Annotated in this window: 18 protein-coding genes and 2 tRNA genes; 7 read left to right on the top strand and 13 right to left on the bottom strand. The window is 60.7% G+C overall.

Annotated elements, in window-relative coordinates; translation table 11 throughout:
* Positions 1 to 76: 76 nt before the first annotated feature.
* On the top strand, positions 77 to 802 hold the full coding sequence (locus H3T93_RS07175) for a type 1 glutamine amidotransferase (protein WP_144178066.1): 726 nt from the start codon (positions 77 to 79) through the stop codon (positions 800 to 802).
* Between the two features lie 2 nt (positions 803 to 804).
* On the opposite strand, the gene H3T93_RS07170 is transcribed toward H3T93_RS07175, so the two are convergent.
* From H3T93_RS07170 to coaD, 9 genes are all read right to left on the bottom strand, one after another.
* Positions 805 to 2,769 carry an ATP-binding cassette domain-containing protein gene (locus tag H3T93_RS07170; RefSeq protein WP_144178065.1) on the bottom strand — a complete coding sequence of 655 codons (1,965 nt, stop codon included), beginning with the start codon at positions 2,767 to 2,769 and terminating at the stop codon, positions 805 to 807.
* Between the two features lie 61 nt (positions 2,770 to 2,830).
* Positions 2,831 to 3,490, bottom strand: a complete 660-nt coding sequence (locus tag H3T93_RS07165) for a sugar O-acetyltransferase (protein WP_082097694.1) — start codon at positions 3,488 to 3,490, stop codon at positions 2,831 to 2,833.
* Between the two features lie 30 nt (positions 3,491 to 3,520).
* The gene (gene ilvN, locus H3T93_RS07160; RefSeq protein ID WP_015021375.1) at positions 3,521 to 4,075 is read right to left on the bottom strand and encodes an acetolactate synthase small subunit; all 555 of its coding nucleotides are present in this window, start codon (positions 4,073 to 4,075) and stop codon (positions 3,521 to 3,523) included.
* A 14-nt stretch (positions 4,076 to 4,089) separates the two neighbouring features.
* Positions 4,090 to 6,030 (bottom strand): acetolactate synthase large subunit, encoded by a 1,941-nt coding sequence (locus H3T93_RS07155; RefSeq protein WP_144178064.1) that lies wholly within the window; start codon positions 6,028 to 6,030, stop codon positions 4,090 to 4,092.
* 217 nt (positions 6,031 to 6,247) lie between these two features.
* Positions 6,248 to 7,009: a ribonuclease III gene (gene rnc, locus H3T93_RS07150; RefSeq protein WP_144178063.1), complete on the bottom strand. Its 762-nt coding sequence runs from the start codon at positions 7,007 to 7,009 to the stop codon at positions 6,248 to 6,250.
* 105 nt (positions 7,010 to 7,114) lie between these two features.
* Entirely contained in the window at positions 7,115 to 7,309 is a 195-nt protein-coding gene (gene rpmF, locus H3T93_RS07145; RefSeq protein ID WP_015021378.1) for a 50S ribosomal protein L32, read from the bottom strand.
* A 64-nt stretch (positions 7,310 to 7,373) separates the two neighbouring features.
* Entirely contained in the window at positions 7,374 to 7,994 is a 621-nt protein-coding gene (locus H3T93_RS07140) for a YceD family protein (RefSeq protein WP_144178062.1), read from the bottom strand.
* Positions 7,991 to 8,683 carry a cell division protein gene (locus H3T93_RS07135; protein ID WP_144178060.1) on the bottom strand — a complete coding sequence of 231 codons (693 nt, stop codon included), beginning with the start codon at positions 8,681 to 8,683 and terminating at the stop codon, positions 7,991 to 7,993. Before H3T93_RS07135 ends, H3T93_RS07140 begins: the two co-directional genes overlap by 4 nt.
* A complete protein-coding gene (gene coaD, locus H3T93_RS07130) occupies positions 8,680 to 9,189 on the bottom strand; it encodes a pantetheine-phosphate adenylyltransferase (protein ID WP_144178058.1) in 510 nt (169 codons plus the stop codon). Before coaD ends, H3T93_RS07135 begins: the two co-directional genes overlap by 4 nt.
* Positions 9,190 to 9,251: 62 nt before the next feature.
* Between coaD and H3T93_RS07125 the strand changes: the two genes are divergently transcribed.
* On the top strand, positions 9,252 to 9,563 hold the full coding sequence (locus H3T93_RS07125; RefSeq protein ID WP_024627652.1) for a DUF3039 domain-containing protein: 312 nt from the start codon (positions 9,252 to 9,254) through the stop codon (positions 9,561 to 9,563).
* 25 nt (positions 9,564 to 9,588) lie between these two features.
* Here H3T93_RS07125 and H3T93_RS07120 read toward each other — a convergent pair whose 3' ends face one another.
* Together H3T93_RS07120 and H3T93_RS07115 are read right to left on the bottom strand one after the other, a co-directional pair.
* Complete coding sequence (locus tag H3T93_RS07120; protein ID WP_144178056.1) at positions 9,589 to 10,608, bottom strand: aldo/keto reductase; 1,020 nt, start codon at positions 10,606 to 10,608, stop codon at positions 9,589 to 9,591.
* Positions 10,608 to 11,954 (bottom strand): nicotinate phosphoribosyltransferase, encoded by a 1,347-nt coding sequence (locus H3T93_RS07115; RefSeq protein ID WP_144178054.1) that lies wholly within the window; start codon positions 11,952 to 11,954, stop codon positions 10,608 to 10,610. The genes H3T93_RS07120 and H3T93_RS07115 overlap by 1 nt, the downstream gene beginning before the upstream one ends.
* A gap of 103 nt (positions 11,955 to 12,057) precedes the next feature.
* Between H3T93_RS07115 and H3T93_RS07110 the strand changes: the two genes are divergently transcribed.
* The 4 genes from H3T93_RS07110 to H3T93_RS07095 all read left to right on the top strand — a co-directional run bounded on the left by H3T93_RS07110 (position 12,058) and on the right by H3T93_RS07095 (position 17,419).
* On the top strand, positions 12,058 to 12,696 hold the full coding sequence (locus H3T93_RS07110) for a Pr6Pr family membrane protein (RefSeq protein WP_046323644.1): 639 nt from the start codon (positions 12,058 to 12,060) through the stop codon (positions 12,694 to 12,696).
* 65 nt (positions 12,697 to 12,761) lie between these two features.
* Positions 12,762 to 13,526 carry a ribonuclease PH gene (gene rph, locus H3T93_RS07105; RefSeq protein ID WP_046322477.1) on the top strand — a complete coding sequence of 255 codons (765 nt, stop codon included), beginning with the start codon at positions 12,762 to 12,764 and terminating at the stop codon, positions 13,524 to 13,526.
* A 35-nt stretch (positions 13,527 to 13,561) separates the two neighbouring features.
* On the top strand, positions 13,562 to 14,248 hold the full coding sequence (gene rdgB, locus H3T93_RS07100; protein WP_144178052.1) for an RdgB/HAM1 family non-canonical purine NTP pyrophosphatase: 687 nt from the start codon (positions 13,562 to 13,564) through the stop codon (positions 14,246 to 14,248).
* Between the two features lie 309 nt (positions 14,249 to 14,557).
* Positions 14,558 to 17,419, top strand: a complete 2,862-nt coding sequence (locus H3T93_RS07095) for a hypothetical protein (protein ID WP_232348749.1) — start codon at positions 14,558 to 14,560, stop codon at positions 17,417 to 17,419.
* A gap of 78 nt (positions 17,420 to 17,497) precedes the next feature.
* Here H3T93_RS07095 and H3T93_RS07090 read toward each other — a convergent pair.
* Positions 17,498 to 17,578: transfer RNA gene (locus H3T93_RS07090), tRNA-Leu, on the bottom strand.
* A gap of 40 nt (positions 17,579 to 17,618) precedes the next feature.
* Positions 17,619 to 17,691, bottom strand: a tRNA-Thr gene (locus tag H3T93_RS07085).
* Between the two features lie 123 nt (positions 17,692 to 17,814).
* Between H3T93_RS07085 and H3T93_RS07080 the strand changes: the two genes are divergently transcribed.
* A complete protein-coding gene (locus H3T93_RS07080) occupies positions 17,815 to 18,939 on the top strand; it encodes a mannose-1-phosphate guanylyltransferase (RefSeq protein ID WP_144178051.1) in 1,125 nt (374 codons plus the stop codon).
* Positions 18,940 to 19,067 lie beyond the last annotated feature (128 nt).

Genomic DNA, 19,067 nt, shown 5'->3' with positions numbered 1-19,067 from the left:
AAGGCTTGCTGACTGTCCAGGGGGAAATGCCGAGCCCGCAGACTCGGTCCGACGGCATGTGTGCAAGAATGGAATCATGGCGAAACCTAGGGTGCTGGTACTCCAGCATGTGGATTGGGAAAAGCCGGGTCGCATTCTCGACAATCTTCAGGAGTGCGGGCTGGACACCGAGATCACCAATATCGTGGATGAGAAGAAGCCCGAGCTGCCGCGCTCGCGTGAATTGGCGGGGCTGGTCATCATGGGCGGGCCTATGTCGGCCGATGACTACGCGCAACACCCCGGACTCAAGGCGGAGACCAAGCTGGCCAAGGCGGCGATGGCTGCCAACAAGCCCATTCTGGGAATCTGCCTGGGTCATCAGATTGTGGCGCGGGCCCTGGGAGGCACCCTGATGAAGGACCAGGAGCCCGAATACGGCATGGGACCCATCCGCTGGGTGGGGCAGGACGACGATGTGGCCATGTGGAGCAAAAACACGGATGTGCTGCACTGGCATGCCGACCAGGTCACTCTGCCGCCGGGCGCCAAGCTGCTGGCCCGCTCCCAGGCCACCAAGGTTCAGGCTTTTCGGCTGGGGTCGGCTCTGGGTCTGCAGTTCCATTTGGAGGTGACAGCCCCCATCTTCGATGAGTGGATGCAGGTGCCGAGCATGGTCGGCTCTATGAAAAAGTCCAAAATCGCTAAAATGCGCGACGAATTTACCAAAGGGATGCCGCAGATGCAGCCATTGGCCGATGCCATCTTCTCTGCCTTCGCAGCCCGGTGCTCGACCCTGGCCGCCCAGCTGGCTGCCGCCTGAGATTACTCCAGCTCTTCCCCGATGGTCAGCCACTCTTCCTCAAGCTGATCGGATTGCTCGGTCAGGTCCTTGAGCTTGCTATTGAGCTCGTTGAGGCCCTGATAGTCGCCGGGGTCGTGCTCAGCCATCTGCCGTTCAAGTTCCTTGCGCTGATCGGCCAGCTTGGCCAACTTGCGTTCGATGGCGGATGCCTGCTTGCTCAGATTTCGTCTGGCAACTCGTTCGGCCTTGGCCTGATTGGGATCCCCAGTCTCCTTGGCCGATGTCTGACTTGGAGCATCCGCAGCCTCCCGGTCGGCAGACTCGACCATATCCAGGTAGTCCTGAACACCGCCGGGCAGATGAACCACCTTGCCGTTGATCAGCGCGAACTGCTGGTCGGTCACCCTCTCCAGCAGGTAGCGGTCGTGGGAGACTACAATCAGGGTGCCCGGCCATGAGTCCAGCATGTCTTCCATGACGGCCAGCATGTCGGTATCCAGATCGTTGCCAGGCTCGTCCATGATCAGCACGTTGGGCTCGTCCAGTAGGATGAGCAGGAGCTGCATACGGCGCTTCTGCCCGCCAGACAGGTCGCTGATTCTGGTCATCAGCTGGGAGCTTTCAAAGCCCAGGCGCTCCATCAATTGGCTCGGGGACACCTCCTTGCCTTCGACCAGATAGGTGGGCTTGTAGCGGCTGAGGACCTCTTTGATTCGATAGCGGCCGAGCTTTTCCAGCTCATCCAGACGTTGGGTCAGCACCGCAAAGTGGACCGTCTTGCCGACCTTGACGTGTCCTGCCGTGGGAGACACACTGCCGTCAATCAGACCCAGCAGAGTGGACTTGCCTGCCCCGTTGGCGCCTACGATGCCGAATCGGTCGCCAGGGCCGATTAGCCAGGTCACGTCGTCCAGGACCTTGTGTCCGCTGATGGTAAGGGTGTCGGCCGCTGCAGTGCCCGGACGGTCCTGGCCGTCTTCACCATCCTTGTTAGGATCAGCGGCCACTGTTACTGAGCCCATCAGAGGGCGTTCGGCATGAGGGGAGGGGACCCGGTTGTCATTGCCTTCGGCGGCATCGGAGTCGGTCCCCGGATAGATTTTGGTCACGTCTACCAAGTCCACCACTTGCTTGCCTAAGCGGGAGGTGGCCATCCGCTTGAGCTCCAGGCTGTTGCGCATGGGTGGCACGTCGGCGATCAGCTCCTGCGCGGCCTTGACATGGAACTTCTGCTTGGTCGAGCGGGCCCGGGCGCCTCGGGTCAGCCAGGCCAGTTCCTTGCGGGCAAGGTTCCGGCGCTTGGTCTCGGCCAGATCCGCCTGGCGCTCGCGCTCCACCCGCTGGAGCATGTAGGCGCTGTAGCCGCCCTCGAAGGGGTCGATGGTTCCGTCATGCACCTCCCACATGGAGGTGCAGACCTCGTCCAGGAACCAGCGGTCGTGGGTGACCAGCAGTAGGGCTCCAGAATTCTTGGCCCAGCGGTTCTTCAGATGTTCGGCCAGCCAGTGGATGGTGAGCAAATCTAGATGATTGGTCGGCTCATCCAGGGCCAGTATGTCCCAATCCTGGAGCAGCAGCCGTGCCAAATCCACCCTGCGGCGCTGACCGCCGGACAGGGTGCCCACCTTGGCCTCCAGCTCCATGCCACCCAGAAGGGACTCGACGATTTCGCGGGATCTGGGGTCGGCAGCCCACTCGTAGTCTTGTCGATTCTCCAAGGCCGCCTTGCGGACCGTGTCCGCATCCTTTAGGGGATCACGTTGGTCCAGCATGCCAAAGGTGAGTCCATTGCGCATGGTCACCCGGCCCTGATCGGGTTCCTGGGTGCCTTTCAGCAGGTGCAGCAGGGTGGACTTGCCGTCGCCGTTTCGGCCCACGATGCCAATCCGGTCACCCTCGAAGATGCCCTGCGTCACATCCGTAAAGATGGTTTTGGTGGCAAAGGATAGAGCGACGTGTTCCAGACCGAGATCATAGATGGGCATGATTCCCCAATCTACTGCCAGCCTTGGATGGAATGAGCTGTGGGCTTTTCAGGGAAGGGGATTATTGGTCCTGGTCGTTCTCCTGGTCCCGCTGACGAATTCTGTCCAGATAACCGGTTCTGTCCGCATCGGTGATTGGCCGCAGGACAGTGCAGGGGTTGCCGACCGCAACTACCTGATCCGGTATGTCATGGGTGACGACAGACCCTGCCCCGATGACGGCTCCACGGCCAATCCGTACGCCGCCTAGGACGACCACGTGACCACCCAGCCAGGCACCCTGGCATATCTCGATGGGTCGGGCCTGGCAGGCACCAGCCTTCCGCTCCTCATAGTCCAGGGCATGGTTGGTGCAGAAGAGCCCTGCGCCGGGGCCTATCCACACGTTCCTGCCTATGGTGATCGGGGCGTTGTCCAGCATGACGGCGCCGTAATTGATCAGAGTCTGACTGCCGATCCGTATGTTGCAGCCTACCTCGCATCTGAAGTCCGGGTTGATGACGACATCCTGCCCCACTTGGCCGAGCAGATCTTCCAGAATCCTTCGGCGTTCCTGCTTCTGTCCGGGGCCGGTCCTGTTGTATTCCATGAAGAGGCTTTCGGCCCGTTCCCTTTGGCGATCGATGTCGGGGTGGGTGTCCTGATAGACCTGGCCGGATACCATCCGCTCCCATTCGATTCGGCCCGTCCGGCTCATTCCTTCCATTACATCGTCAGTCATGGGCACCACCTTCTAGGATTTGAGGATGAGTCAGCGGCCGGTGATCTGCGAGCCCAGTACCTTCTCGCTCAGGGCCCGGGGTCCCCGAGTGACGGCCACGGCGCCCGAACGGACCAGTTCGATGATGCCGAAGGGACGCAGCAGACGCAGCAGGGCTTCCAACTTGCCCTCGGCCCCGGTGGCCTCAATGGTCAGGGACTCGGGGTGGACGTCGACCACGCGCACGCGGAAGAGTTTGACAATCTCCAGCACGTCGGAGCGGTTGCGTTCATTGGCCTTGACCTTGATCATAACCAGCTCGCGCTCCACGGCCTCGTCGCCCTTGAGTTCGACGATCTTGAGCACGTGCAGGAGCTTGTTGAGCTGCTTGATGATCTGCTCCAGCGGGACGGCCTCCACGTCTGCCGTGACCGTGATCCGGGAGATATCGTCTCGCTCAGTCGACGAGACGGACAGGGAGTTGATATTGAAGGCGCGTCGGGCGAACAGGCCGGCCACCCTGGCCAGGACGCCGGGGCGGTTCTCGACCAGGACGGAAAGGGTGTGCCGTTCGGAACCGGGCTTGGATGCTGGATAATTGGCCATGTGGTGCCCCTTTCCTACTTGTTCATGCGACCGGCGGCGTCGCTGGCCATGGCTGCCCGATCGGCTCCGGTCTGCTCATGCGGCTCGGGCTGCTCCTGCTCCGGACGGATGCCGGCCAGGGGTTGCACGCCAGGCTTATAGATGATGGTGTCATTGGAGGCGCCTGCCGGGACCATGGGCCATACCATGGCATCCTTCCAGACGCGGAAGTCGATCAGGACCGGTCGGTCGGTCACTGCGTTGGCCTTGTCGATGGCCTCAAGGGCCTGCTCCTGGGTAAAGGCCCGCAGTCCCAGGCAGCCATAGGCCTCGGCCAGTTTGACGAAGTCGGGGATGCCGTTGCCGTCTGTGGGCTTTGCGCCGCCGTCCTCCAGGTTGGTCTGGGAATAGTGGCTGCCGTAGAAGAGGGTCTGCCACTGACGGACCATGCCGTAGACCGAGTTGTTGAGTATGGCGATGCGGATGGGCAGTCCCGCCTGCCCGGCCGTGGCCAGCTCCTCGGAAGTCATCTGGAAGGAGCCGTCCCCGTCGATCAGCCAGACGGGCCGCGGATCTTCCTCTTCCCTGGTGCCGATTGCTGTTCCTATTGCAGCGGGCAGGCCGTAACCCATGGTCCCCAGTCCGCAGGAGGAGACCCAGGAGCGGGTGCGTTCGAAGTCGATGAACTGGCTGGCCCACATCTGGTGCTGGCCCACGCCGGATACCCAGATGGTATTCGGATCGGCCTTGTTGCTCAAGGTCTGAACCACCCACTGGGGGGCTAAAGTGCCGTCTGGGCTGGGTTCAAAAGTGGTGGGGTAGTCGTGCCGCCAGCCGTCGATCAGCCGCCACCAGGGCTTGAGGTCGGGCTTGCCCCAGGTGCGTTGGGCCGCCTTGAGCGCCGGGATCAGGTCGTCCAGCACCTGGCCCACGTCCCCGACGATGGGTACATCTGCCTGCCGGTTCTTGCCGATTTCGGCCGGGTCGATGTCGATGTGGATGACCCGGGCCACCGGAGCGAAGTCCTCCAGGCTGCCGGTCACCCGGTCGTCGAAGCGTGTGCCCACGGCCACCAGCAGGTCGGAGTGTTGGATGGCCCCGTTGGCGGCCACCGTGCCGTGCATGCCGGGCATTCCCAGAACTGCAGGATCGGAGTCGGGCACGATGCCTCGCGCAGGCAGGGTGGTGACCATGGGGGCACCGGTGGCTCGAACGAGCTCCTGGACCTGTCGACGGGCATCTGACCGGACTGCTCCGCCGCCCACATACAGGACCGGCCTGTGTGACTGGACCAGGAGCCGGGCGGCATCATCCAGGACGTGTCCATGGGCCCGCGTCACCGGGTTGTAGCCGGGCAGGATCATCTCCTGGGGCCAGGAGTAGAGCATTTTGCCGTTCTGAGCCGTCTTGCTCAGGTCTACCACTACCGGGCCCGGCCTTCCCGAGCGGGCGATGTGGTAGGCCTCAGTCATGACCCGGGGGATGTCCTGGGCCTTGGTCACCAGATAGGAGTGCTTGGCCACCGGGTAGGTGATGCCCACGATGTCGGCCTCCTGGAAGGCGTCGGTGCCGATGGAGTCCACGCCCACCTGGCCGGTCACCACCACCAGGGGAACCGAGTCCATCATGGCATCGGCTATGGGGGTGACCATATTGGTGGCTCCAGGTCCGGAGGTCACCAGGCAGACCCCCACCTTGCCCGTGGAGACGGCGTAGCCCTCGGCAGCATGCCCTGCGGCCTGCTCGTGGCGGGTCAGTGTGAAGTTGAAGCGCACCTGTTCATCAATGGCGTCATAGGCGGGCAGAATGGCCCCTCCTGGAACGCCGAAGACCTGGGTGACCCCCAGGTCCTCCAGGGACCGAATAAGCGCCTGGGCTCCCGTCATGGGCTCGCCCTGGGCGGGGACATCCTTGTCGTCGTGGTCCCAGTTCCTGGGTACCGAGCTGAACGCTTGCAGAGGTGTCGGCAGACTCATCTTTCCTCTCGACCTCCAGACTGCGCGCCGACCTGCGGCCGTGCATGTCGAAATACGAACCTGTCGGAGCGTCGGCGGGGTGGGCGGACGATTCCCGATCAGGAGGAGGCACCTATGCCGTTCGTGACGGCGTACCTCCGGGTTATGCCCATAGTCTAAACAGGGGTCTGGTCGGGGCGTGGCGGCAGTACCGCATGCCGAAATTCCGGCTCGAACTTCAGGCTGATTGCTCGGCGCGCAGGGCCGCAAGCAGATCCTGATCGTCCAGCCGCTTCCACCCCTGGGCGGCAGCAGCCAGCTGGGCCTTCCGCTTGCTGCTGGCCCGGCCTTTGCCGATCACGGTCCCGCCGTCCTCCAGTCGCAGTTCGGCGGTGAAGACCTGGGCGTATTCCGGCCCGGAGACCGCCATGGCGTACCGGGGCTCGCCCAAGCCCAGCTTGTGGGCCTTGACGGTGATCGAGGTCTTCCAATCCAGTGCTGGCCCCTCGGTGGCCACCTCGGCCAGGGTGTCGTCAAGAAGGGTATGGACGGTGGTCCTGGCCCCCTCGATGCCGTGCTCCACAAATACCGACCCGATCAGTGACTCGACGGTGTCGCAGAGTATGGAGTCCTTGTCGGCCCCGCCGTTTTCGCTCTCTCCCCGGCCCAGAAGAATATACTGCCCCAGATGCAGCTTCTGCCGGGCGATGGCCGACAGGGCCTCCTCGGAGACTGCCTTGGCCCGCATCTTGGCCAGCTGGCCCTCGGTCATGTCCGGATGAACCTTGTATAGGGTCTCGGTGGCCACCAGTTCCAGAACTGCGTCGCCCAGGAACTCCAGCCGTTCGTTGTTGGGCATGCCTGGGTGCTCATGGGCGAAGGAGCGATGGGTCAGGGCGTGCACCAGCAACTCCGGGCTGATCCTGCCACCTAGGGCCTGGAAGAGATCCTCAGCCGCCTGGTTGCCGGAATCCACTTGCTCCTGTTCCTCCTGCTGCATATGGTCTTTCTCGCTTTCCCGGCCTTGTCGTCCGATGATATGGAAAAACCCCTGCCACCCGTCGATGGCCGGGGTTCTCTCATTGCGTGTCGATCGCCGATCGGCTCACTTGCTGAACTGCGAGCGAATGGCGTCGCGGTAGACGCGCCCGCGGTACATGCCGCAGCTGGGGCATGCCATGTGCGGCAGCGCAGGAGCTCCGCAGTTGGGGCAGGTCACCGTAGCGGCGGCCTGGGTCTTCCAGTTGGCGCGCCGGGAATGGGTGTTGGCGCGCGAGGTCTTGTACTTTGGCAGTGCCATATTGTCCTCTGTTTCGATCGAATACTTCGAGCTTAAGCGTAGAGCAGTCTACCGCAACCTCCGGTCATTCGCCAGTCTGGCCGTCGCTGCCGGGGTTCTCCTCCTGCTCCAGACGCTGCTTCAGTCCCTCCAAGGCAGCCCAGCGATCGTCCATCATCTCGTGGTGGTGATCGGGATGGTCATTCAGATCCATGCCACACTGGGGGCACAGACCCCGGCAGTCGGGTCGGCACAGGGGCTGCAGGGGAAGGGCCTCCACCAGGGTGTCACGCAGGAGGGCCTCCAAATCCATAAAGGCGCCTCCGCTGACCAGAGGATAGGTCTGGCCGCTGGCCTCGTCCTGTTGGGCCAGAATCTCCTCCTTGCCATGGGTCGGCTCTGGTTCGGGCTCCTTGTATGGGAAGAAGACCACCGGATCGTCTTGGATGCTGGTATTGACGGGCCTCAGGCAGCGGGTGCATTCGGTGTTCAAAGGCACGCTGATGTGGGCCTGCAACAAAAGGCCATCCACCAGGGAGTCGATGTCACCCTCCACATGCACGGGCGTTCCTGCAGGGATGCCCACCACCTGGTCGCCGATGCCTTCCGGGGCTGGAAAATCACGGTCCACCCGGGTGCTCTGCCCTGCTCGCGTCGACACCTGAGCCACTGAAACCGCCCAGGGGGAATCCTCCGGTCTGCTCATCCCTGCGTCTCCTCTCCTTGGTCCGGAGCTGACGCGTTCATGCTACGCGCCGCCTCTTGCTCACGCTGGTGGAGAACCTCCAGGCCGGCACGCACATCCTGACCCATCTTGTCCAACTGGGTATCAAGCTCGCCCATGACCTGGGCGGCGTAGCCATTGGCTCCCTGGACCAGACGGTCTGCCTGGGCCTGGGCCGTGTCAATGATGGTCTGGGCATTCTGCCGGGCTATGGCCACCACATTCTCCTGGCCGGCCAGGAAGCGTGCCTGCTCACCGGCTTCCTTGACGATGTCCGCAGCTCGACTCTGGGCATCGGATATGGTGGCGTTGGCCTGGGTCTGCGCCGTGTTCAGCCGACGCTCCGCCTCCCTCATGAGCGCCGAGGCCCGCTCCAGTTGCACTGGCAGCATTTTCTTGAGTTCATTGAGGTCGTCGGACAGCTCGTCCCGGTCCACCTTGACCAGTCCCGGGCTGAAAATGGGGGCCTTGGCCTCATCCAGCATGGCCTGAATCCGGTCGATGATGTCATAAACGGTGGTGAATTCCGATCGAGGATTCCCGCTCTCGCTTCTGTCCTCCTGCAGGTCGGGCAGGTCCTTCATGTCGACTGCGTGCCTGGGAGCGCTTGCTCTGGTCGAGTCATCGATAGGCTCGTCATCGTCCCTTTCCTGGGTCTGCTCGTTCATCATTGACTCTTTTCCGTGTGCGGTGTGTCCCTGTGCAAAGTGCCTATCAGTGCGTTCACGACGCTGTCGGGGACCATGCCGGTGATGTCCCCTCCGTGTCTGGCCACGTCCTTGACGATGGTGCTGGAGATGTGCTCCCGCACCGGGTCGGCTGGCAGGAAGAGCGTTTCAACCCCGGACAGCTTGCGATTGACCAGGGCCATGCCCAGCTCGGCCTCATAGTCCCCGTTCTGCCTCAGTCCCTTGACGATGACCGAGGCACCCACCTTACGGCAGTAGTCGGTGATCAGGCCATCGGTAGAGGCTACGGTGATGTTCGGGTACCCGTCCTCGTCCAGGGCCCGGCGGATCATGGCCACCCGCTCCTGTTCGCTGAACATGGGGGTCTTGGCGGCGTTGACGGCCACAACCACGTGGACCGTCTCAAAGAAGCAGGCGCAGCGTTCGATCACATCCATGTGGCCGGAAGTGACCGGATCGTATGAGCCAGGGCATACAGCGATAGTCATGATTCTCAGCGTAGCGCGTCATAGGGAGCGAACGTGCAGCTCGCCGCCGTACCATAGGTGTCATGACTGCAAGCAAGAGCATTCGCATGGAGGATCCGGAGCGGGAGCAGAACCCCGACCAGGGCACCGGTACGGCCGTTCTGGACCGTCCGGACACCGAGACCGCCGAGAAAACCCGGCTGAACGACCAGGGCGATGCCGACCGGTTCGCCCACTACGTCTCCCGTGAGCGCATCGCCGAGTCCAAGCTGACCGGCCGGCCTGTCGTAGCCCTCTGCGGCAAGGTCTGGGTGCCCAAGCATGACCCCTCCCAGTATCCGGTTTGCCCGGACTGCAAGCGCATCTACGAACAGATGACCGGCGGCAGCCACTGAGCGTTGCTGAGCGGTCCAGGCTACTTCAGGACTGCTTGCCCAAGGCGATCCGGTCGATCGTCTCAAGCTCTTCCTGGCTGAAATCGGCCGACTGCACAGCCTTGAGATTGTCCAGAATCTGCTCGGGCTTGGAGGCGCCGATGAGCACCGAGGTGACAGCGGGGTCCCTAAGCAGCCATGCCAGGGCCATCTCTGCCAGACTCTGGCCGCGTTGACGGGCCAGGTCGTTCAGCGCCTGGATTTGCTTCAGCCGCTGTGGGGTCAGGGCGGACTCCTTGAGGAAGCGACCGTCGGCACGAATCCGGCTGTCCTCGGGAATCCCATGCAGGTAGCGGTCGGTCAGCAGTCCCTGGGCCAGCGGGCTGAAGGTGATCAGTCCCTTTTTTTCTTTCAGCACTGCCTGTTTGAGACCGTTGTCCTCGATGGTTCTGTCGAAGATGGAATAGCGGTTCTGGTTGATGACGAAGGGAACGTGCATCTCGTTCAGGATGGCCGAGGCCCGCTTCATGGTCGGCCCGTCGTAGTTGGACAGTCCTAGGTAGAGGGCCTTGCCGCTGGTGACCGCCTGGGCCAGGGCGCCCATGGTCTCTTCCAGAGGCGTGTCCGGGTCGGGGCGGTGGTGGTAGAAGATATCCACATAGTCGAGTCCCAGCCGTTTCAGACTCTGGTCCAGTCCGGACAGCAAATGCTTGCGTGAGCCGAAGTCCCCATAAGGGCCAGGCCACATTTCATAACCGGCCTTGGTGGAGATGACCAGCTCCTGGCGATGGTGGCTGAAACACCGCCGCAGGATGATTCCCATGTTGCGCTCGGCGGCGCCTGGTCCGGGACCGTAATTGTCGGCCAGGTCGAAGTGGGTGATGCCATGGTCGAAGGCCGTCGTGCACAGCTCCTGCATACGTTCCAGGGGCGTGGTGTCACCGAAGTTGTGCCAGCAGCCCAGGCAGATGGGCGGCAGTTTCAGGCCGCTGTCGCCGCAGCGCCGGTAGGTTGTGGAATCGTATCGGCTCGGGTCGGGCTGGTAGGTTGCGGATTGCACGCTCATCAGATGCTCCTCACTAGGGTGGGCAGGACTGGTTCGCCCTTCATCAGGCTCAGGGCGTTGATGGGCATCTCCTCAAGGGCCTTGGCCCGGTGCTCCCGGGCATCCAGAACGGCCTGCCCACCCTGGTACTCTGGCATGCTCTGGCCATGGTCCACATAGGTGACCAGCAGATCCCGCCATTCCTGCTCAGGCTTATAGGCTGCCAGAGCCTCCTCGGCACCCGAGATGACGTGCTCGGCGTCGGCCACTCCGTTGTGGTAGGAACGGTAGGCCAGCTTGCGTCCCGGCACCGAAGCCTTACCCACCGACTTCTTGGCGACGGCCTGCATAACCCCGTCGGAGTTCTCTCGCTCGGTCAGTTTGTAGACCATGGCGCAGGTGGGGGCTCCCGAACCGGTGACCAGCATGGTGCCCACCCCGTAGGAATCAACCGGAGCGTCCTGCAGGGAGGCGATGGCGTACTCGTCCAGATCGTTGGTGACGGTGATGGTGGCCTTGGTGGCTCCCAGTGAGTCCAGCTGGGCGCGGACCTGCTGGGCCAGCGAGCCCAGGTCTCCGGAGTCGATGCGGACCCCTCCCAGCTCTGGTCCGGCTACCTCGACAGCCGTCCTTACGGCCTCCTCGATGGAGTAGGTGTCGGTCAGCAGGGTTGTTCCCTTGCCTAGGGCCTGAATCTGCCCTTGGAAGGCCTCGCGCTCGCTGTCATGCAGGAGGGTGAATGAATGGGCTGCGGTTCCGATGGCCTTGAAGCCGTATTCTTTGGCTGCCAGCAGGTTTGAGGTTCCTTGGAATCCGCCGACTATGGCCGCTCTGGCCGCCGCCACGGCCGCATACTCGTTGGCCCGGCGCGCGCCCATGTCCATGCAGGGTCGGCCCTTTGCCGCGGTGACCATGCGGGAGGCAGCCGATGCCACAGCCGAGTCGTAGTTGAGTATGGACAGGATCAGGGTCTCCAGCAGGGTGCACTCGCCGAAGCTGCCTTCGACCTGCAGAATGGGGGAGTTGGGGAAGAATATCTCGCCCTCCCGGTAGCCGCGGATGGTACCGGTGAAGCGGAAGTGTTCCAGCCAGTCGATGGTGGTCTGGCTGACGATGTGACGGTCGGACAAAAAGCGAAGCTCATCCTCGCTGGGCTGGAAATCCGCCAGCGCATCCAGAATCCGCCCAGTGCCTGCTACCACCCCGTAGCGGCGTCCTGCCGGCAGGTGCCGGGTGTAGACCTCGAAGACGGATTGGCGTCCAGCCGTACCATCCTGCAAGGCGGCATCCAGCATGGTGTATTCGTACATATCGGTCATCAGAGCCGTGGAGGTTCCGGTGGACTTACTGTTGTTTTCGGCATTCATATCTTCCCCTTTGTGGGTGGAAAAGCCCTTGGTTGGCACCCAGTCTAATCCTCTGACCACCTGGCTCGCCCTGCCCTCCCAAGGTCGGGATAAGCTGGTCCGCATGAGATTCGTTGTGGGCATCTACCGGTTGCTGATCGCCTTTTTCTGCCTGGGCGGCACCTACGAGGCCTGGCTGTTGGGAATCGGCAATAAGTGGGTCTATTTTACCTTCCAGACCAATATCGCCCTAGGTCTGGTCATGCTCTGGGCCGGAGCGGCCACCCTGCTCAAGGGCATCCAGCCTCCAGCTTGGCTCAAAGGCTGCCTGACGCTCTACATCGTCATCACCGGGCTGGTGGCCATTCTGGTTCTGGGGCTGAACAGCACGGACTATAAGCTTGTCCTGGGCATCCGGACCACATGGATGATTCACGTCATCAGTCCCATCCTGGCATCGGTGGACTTCCTCTTGTTCGACCCTCATCGTCGTTTCCACTGGCACAACGTGCTGACCTGGCTGATCTATTTCCCCTTCTACGTAGCTTTCGTGCTGATCAGGGCCGCCATTTGGCCTCATTCAGGACCGGAGCCGGGCGGAAACCCCTACCCCTATGCCTTCTTGGACCTCGGACACCTGGGCTGGGCCCAGTTGATGGTCAACCTGGCTGAGTACCTGGTCGTCTTCTTCGCCCTATCGCTGGTCATCTTCCTGATCGATCGCATCCTGCCGGCCAAGACACCGCTGACCATTGATCGGTAGACGGCTGACGGAATAATGGGGACCAGACCAGGGGAGCCTGGGCGGAACGGAAAGGATCATCACTGATGGTTGCTATCAAGGACATGCTCCAGGAGGGTGCCGTGCTACGGCCTGACGGCAGGGCGGCTGATGAGTTGCGACCGGTCGTCATCACCAGGCATTGGACGGAGGCTCCTGAGGGTTCGGTGCTGATCGAGTGTGGCAAGACCCGGGTTATGTGCACCGCCTCCTTTACCCCGACGCTGCCCCGTTGGCGCAAGGACTCCGGCCTGGGTTGGGTTACGGCCGAGTATGCCATGCTTCCCAGGGCCACCAGCGACCGGACTGCACGAGAATCGGTCCGGGGAAAGGTCGGCGGCCGCACCCAGGAGATCAGCCGGCTGATAGGCCGTTGCCTGCGCGGTGTGGTGGATATGAAGGCTCTGGGCGAGAATCAGATCCAGCTTGACTGCGACGTGCTTCAGGCCGACGGCGGCACTCGTACCGCCTCAGTCACCGGCGCCTATGTGGCCATGGTCGATGCCCTCAGATGGGCCCAGGACCACCATCACATCCGTAGCGCCGACAAGGTGACCAAGGATTGCGTCTCGGCCGTCTCGGTGGGCATCATCGATGGCAAGCCCATGCTGGACCTTCCCTATTTGGAAGACAGCCGGGCCATGACTGATATGAACGTGTCGATGACAGGCTCCGGCGATTTCATAGAGATACAGGGAACGGCGGAGCATCGCCCCTTCAGCCGTCAAGAGCTCGGCCTTTTGCTGGACCTGGCATCCAAGGGGAACAAGGAGCTTCAGGCCGCTCAGCGCAAGGCTCTGGCAGCTGACTGACGCCTGGGGCGGGCATTTTAGCGAAAAGGATCGGTATGGGGCAGGGCAAAACAGTGGTTGTGGCCACACACAACGAGGGCAAACTACGTGAGCTTCGTTGCATACTTGACGGTTTCCTGGCCGATGAGGGCCAGAGGATCGAGTTGGTTTCGGCCGGCCAGTTGGGCCTGCCCGATCCGGTGGAGACCGGCACCACTTTTCAGGAGAACGCCCTTCTCAAGGCTGGGCAGGCTGCCCATGAGTCCGGTTTGCCTGCGCTGGCGGACGACTCGGGGCTGGTCGTTGATGTGATGGGCGCCGCCCCGGGGATCCTTTCGGCAAGATGGAGCGGCCGTCACGGCGACGACCAGGCCAACTTGGAGCTCTTGCTGAACCAGCTGAACGACATTCCTGACGACCACAGGGGAGGGCGGTTTGTCTGTGCTGCCGCCCTGGTCGTTCCGGATGTGCCAGGATATGCCGTCCGTGGGTGCCAGGTGACCAGGCTTGGCGAGATGCCTGGAACCATCATCCGCCAGGCACGTGGGGAAAACGGGTTCGGCTACGACCCGATCTTCGTACCGAGGGATCAGCCGCAGGGCACCGGCAAACAGCGACTGCTAACCTCGGCGGAAATGACCTCGGACCAGAAGAATGCCATATCGCACAGGGGCAAAGCATTGGCAGCCATCATGCCGATTCTCGTCAGCTGGGTGCTGGGGGACGGCCATATAAAAGGCTGATAGGCCTGGCGGAGTCAACACCGTGAAAGACCGTGGAATACCGGCTGTGAAAACACCCTATTTGAATCCCAGATTACGCCTTCAATTTCGGTACCCTTAAAGCAAGTAAGGGGGATAGAAGACACCGTAAATGAAGATGCGGCACTTGTGATCTAAGGTTTTGTGGCCTGCACTGGGGACATATCAAGCGTGCAGTCCATCTGATCCTAGAGATGGTCTCATCGTGGTGTGGGGGGTAGCGTGTTGAAGCATTTGCAAGAACGGGGCACTAAGGGTCCACAGCATGTGGATCGCCCTATCATCGCTGTTTTGATAACTCTTTTGGCGACGCTGGCCATGGTCGTTCCCCTTGGGCTGAGCGCTCTTTCGGCAAACCAGGCCAATGCCACCGATGCGCAAGGCGCAACAGCAAGCGCAAAGCCGTTGCTCTATAAACTTCTGGCTTATAATGACAAAATTGATTCCTACGAGGATGAGCTGCGCATGGACTTCATCCTGCGTGTGAAGCATGGCGCATTCGATCCGCAATGCCAAAACGGGGATGATTCCTCTGCGGCTGGAACGCAAACTTGTGCATTGTCTTTCTTCTACGAATTCGAGGGAGAGACCAGCAAAACGCACTATCGGCGACTGCGTTATATGCAGACCATACCGTCAGACAGCAGTGATCCCAATAAACCAACTTCTATTGCCGACCCTGGCGCTGGTGCAGTGAAATGGGCGTATAACCAGAACGAATACTTCACGGTCCACAAGGTGATCAACTCTGGCCTTTATGATTTTCTGGTAATCTCCATTGAAGGAGATTTGTCTTATGGAGACAAAAACGATAACCCGCAATATTACCAGGCGGGGGGTTATCCTCAGCCGCTCAACCTCTATGCGGTTGTTGGTCCGCAGAATACTTTGACCTGCGGCTCTTTCCCGTGGGCTTATAATAGTGATGATTGCACTGACTTCCATCCTGAATCTTTGGTCGGTTTAGGCGATACGGTCTCCAACATCACTGCAGATCAGGGGAAAAACATAAAGCTGTACATGGGCGATTGCTACGCCAGCGATCCGAACCGCTGCAGCGGGCCTGCATCCTTTGTCGGCTGGGACAATTATCCGGTGCTGTGGAGCGGGCATCAGGCCAACTGGGGCCTGGTAACCGATTATGGGCTTTCAGTTGATCTGGGAAACAATCAGAGCAAACCCTATAACCCAGGGATAGCACCGCCCAACTCCTTCTTTGTCTATTGGTTCAATGTCCGAGGCGGGAGCAATATATGCTCCAAGACCGATTCTTACTACTACCAGTGGGTTGGTCTTAAAAACAGCCAGTGGATGCCTGTCGATTCCTTGACGCCCAAACCAGTACTGTTAGGCAATAAACAACAAATCAGCAAGAACAACGCAAAGACAACCTCCTGGGGCATTCAATACGATGTGGGAACCAACAACGCTAATAATTCCGGCGTTCAAGCCTCGAATATAGCGCAGCCGGCGACAGGTCCAGCAAACGAGCTGAACGTGAACGCAGCAAATCCGACGGGTCCGCAGGCAAAAGACGGATCAATCGATTTCAAGCGCATTACGGAACAAGAGGGCTTCGACGGGTACTTCAAGCTGGTCACCTGGCCTGTGACCAGGAATATGGATGACACCGGCACCAGCAACAACTGCACGGTCAACCCAGAAGTATACAACCCAATGCGAGTGGGTCTTGTCGGCATAACGGACGATATGGATGCTACGCAAAAAGATAAAAATCTGGACACGGGATGGACCATTGACACTGCCTTCTATAAGTATGACGTGCCTCGTCCCAATGATCCGACCATAACCAACATCCAGAATGATGCCGACGGCTCCTTGAATGCCTCGGGGAGCGTCTATACCGGCACGCTTGACCCGGTGGTCAGTGGTGAGTGCACTCCCTCCAAAGACGACACGCATCCCAACACGGTTACCCTTTATGGCGAGGATCCCAGCAAACCCTTCAAGGAAGGGCAGACCAAGAGCAGCGATGACTTGGTGAAAAGTTCGGACTCCTGGGGGTTCAAGCTGGGAGAGACCGTGTGCAAGGTTGATCCCAAGAGCAAACAGGGAGGGTCCTGGCAGATACAGGACACCAACAAGCAGTATCCGTCGCCGGATCCCGGCAATAAGTATAACGGCTACAGGCGCTATCACGCCTGGGTGACCGAGTCAGCCTCCGGGTTTGGTTTGACCTCGCTCTTCTCGAACATAGGAACAGCCTATTTCGTCTCCAACGAGAAGGCTCCCGATGGCAAGCTCTCTGTTACGGTGCCCCATACGAAAAACGGGAATCTGCCGGCAAACTCGGTCGTCACCTTCAAGGGCACGGTTTCACCTATATATACAGCCTGGTCTTCGGGAGGTCTGGGGATGACCGATTCCAAGATGGCCATTTCCATGAAACAGAACACTGCCTCGGACTGGACCAGTCTGGTGACCACTCCGTCCAACACCTTCCAAAGGGACTCGGCGGTCAATACTGGGCCTCCCTCCTTCACGGACCCCACGTCAGGCTCTGTGCTGAATGTCGTCAAGACGACGGCTTCCACATGGGCTTGGACCTTGAACATACCAGCTGACAAATTCAAGGGCTACAACGGTGACGACGAGACGGAAAAGTATACCTTCCAGGTCAAGATGATCAACCCTCTGAATGCCCCTTCGGATCCGGTTTCCATCAACCAAAAGGTCGACATCACGCCAACCACTCTGACCTTGGAACGGTATGATGCCTTCCAGGTAGCGGGCAAGGCCTATAAGTATGTCAACGGAAACACCAGGATTCCTGAGACCAAAGGCACGCTGGTCCATATAACCTGGACCTGGCCCGGCAATACAAGCACCGATGTCGCCGTGGGAGACCAGGGTTCATGGCAGGCGAGTACCCCTGAGGGGATAAACAAGGGGATAATCACTGCCCAGGTTTCTTCCGATGATGCTGAAAGCCCTGATCCTCAAAGCGGCAACTTCAAGGGAGGAAACGAGTCAGCCGCAGTATCGCACGCGCTGGAATTCCGGCCCTCCAATGCCTCCCTGCCCCTCACTGGAGGATGGCCGCTTTCCGTGCTCAAGATACTAGCGATGCTGGCACTGGGTCTGGTCGGCTTTGTCGCCTGTTTAAGGAACAGGCAAGAGAGCCGATACTGATTCCGCGGCATAAGGCAGGGCCTGCGCTCGTATCCATGGAATTTGGGGTATGAGCGCAGGCCCTGCCTGTGTTTCCTGTGCGCGAGATGGGACTCGAACCCACACGTCCGAAGACACAGGAACCTAAATCCTGCGCGGCTACCATTACGCCACTCGCGCGTACGACATACCTCGCCGTTTAAAAAGCAGCTGGTAGAAGAGCCACTTGACAGAATCGAACTGTCGACCTTCTCATTACGAGTGAGACGCTCTGCCAACTGAGCTAAAGTGGCCTTCGCCTCCCGTCCGGACATGCCGGAAGAAGACAACATGCTACATCATACTGGATGCGCGCGATAAAAAACGCCTTGGGCTTCGGACCGAGGGTGTACAAGCTTCTTGACACAATGGAAGGCATGGATCTCAATGATTTCTATGCCGTCATTCCGGCCGGTGGCGTGGGTACCCGGCTCTGGCCATTGAGCCGCCAGGACCGGCCCAAGTTCCTCTACGATCTGTTGGGATCAGGCAGAACAATGATCCAGGGCACCTTTGACCGGCTGGCTGGCATCTGCGGGGCCGATCATGTGGTCGTCTCCACGGGCCAGCGGCATGTGGACCAGGTGCGTCAGCAGCTTCCGGACCTGGCTGAGGACGCGCTCTTCGCGGAGCCTGTTCCTCGCGATTCCACGGCGGCTATAGCCTTGGCGACTGCTGTGCTGGCCCAGCGGCACGGTGGGGAAATCATCGTGGGCTCCTTCGCCGCCGACCACGTCATCCGAGACGACAAAGCGTTCGCTGCCTCAGTGGAGCAGGCGGTGGCGGCGGCCCGAGCCGGTTATGTGACCACCATCGGCATCGCAGCCTCCCGTCCCTCCACCGCCTTCGGCTATATCCACCAAGGCCCCTCCCTGGCCGATCGCATTCCTGAAGCCCCGGATGCCTGCCTGGTCAGCGAATTCGTCGAGAAGCCGGATGCCTCTACGGCGCAGGCCTACCTGTCAACAGGGGAGTACCGATGGAATGCCGGCATGTTCGTCATGCAAGCGCAGGTGCTCCTTGACTGCCTGCGTCGTTACAAGCCGGAGCTCCACGCCGCAGTTATGGCCATTGCCCGGGTCTGGGACCAGGGCGAGCAGGCGCGCAGCCAGGCCATGGAGGAGCACTGGCCAGGCATCGAGAAGATCGCCTTCGACTATGCCGTGGCCGAGCCATTATCGGCGGCCGGCGGGGTGGCGGTTGTTCCAGGGGGCTTCGATTGGGATGACATTGGCGACTTCAATTCAGTGGCGGGTCTGCTTCCGTCGTCCAACAGGCGCAACATCAAGATTCTTGGTGATGCCGACCGGGTCATGTACTTGGATTCAGCCGGAGACATGGTCGTGCCCGGCTCCGAACGCACGGTCGCCCTTCTGGGCGTGGATGACATGATCGTCGTCGACACTCCCGATGCTCTCCTGGTGGCCCCTCGGGCCCGCAGTCAGGAAGTCAAGGACATGGTGGCCAAGCTGGCCCAGTACGGCTGTGACGACATACTCTGAGAGCGATCCGGTCCAGCTAAGAAGGTTGGCCGATTTTGTTGTCTTCTGTCTGCTTTTGTGAGTAGTTTGGGATACAGAACCGGGTGCTCGGCAGACCGGGCATCACCTCATGAAAGGACCCGAACAAC

This window comes from Bifidobacterium sp. M0404, from assembly GCF_016101415.1.
In the GTDB taxonomy this organism is placed as follows: domain Bacteria; phylum Actinomycetota; class Actinomycetes; order Actinomycetales; family Bifidobacteriaceae; genus Bombiscardovia; species Bombiscardovia polysaccharolytica.
This window is presented reverse-complemented; position numbering and strand designations above follow the sequence as displayed.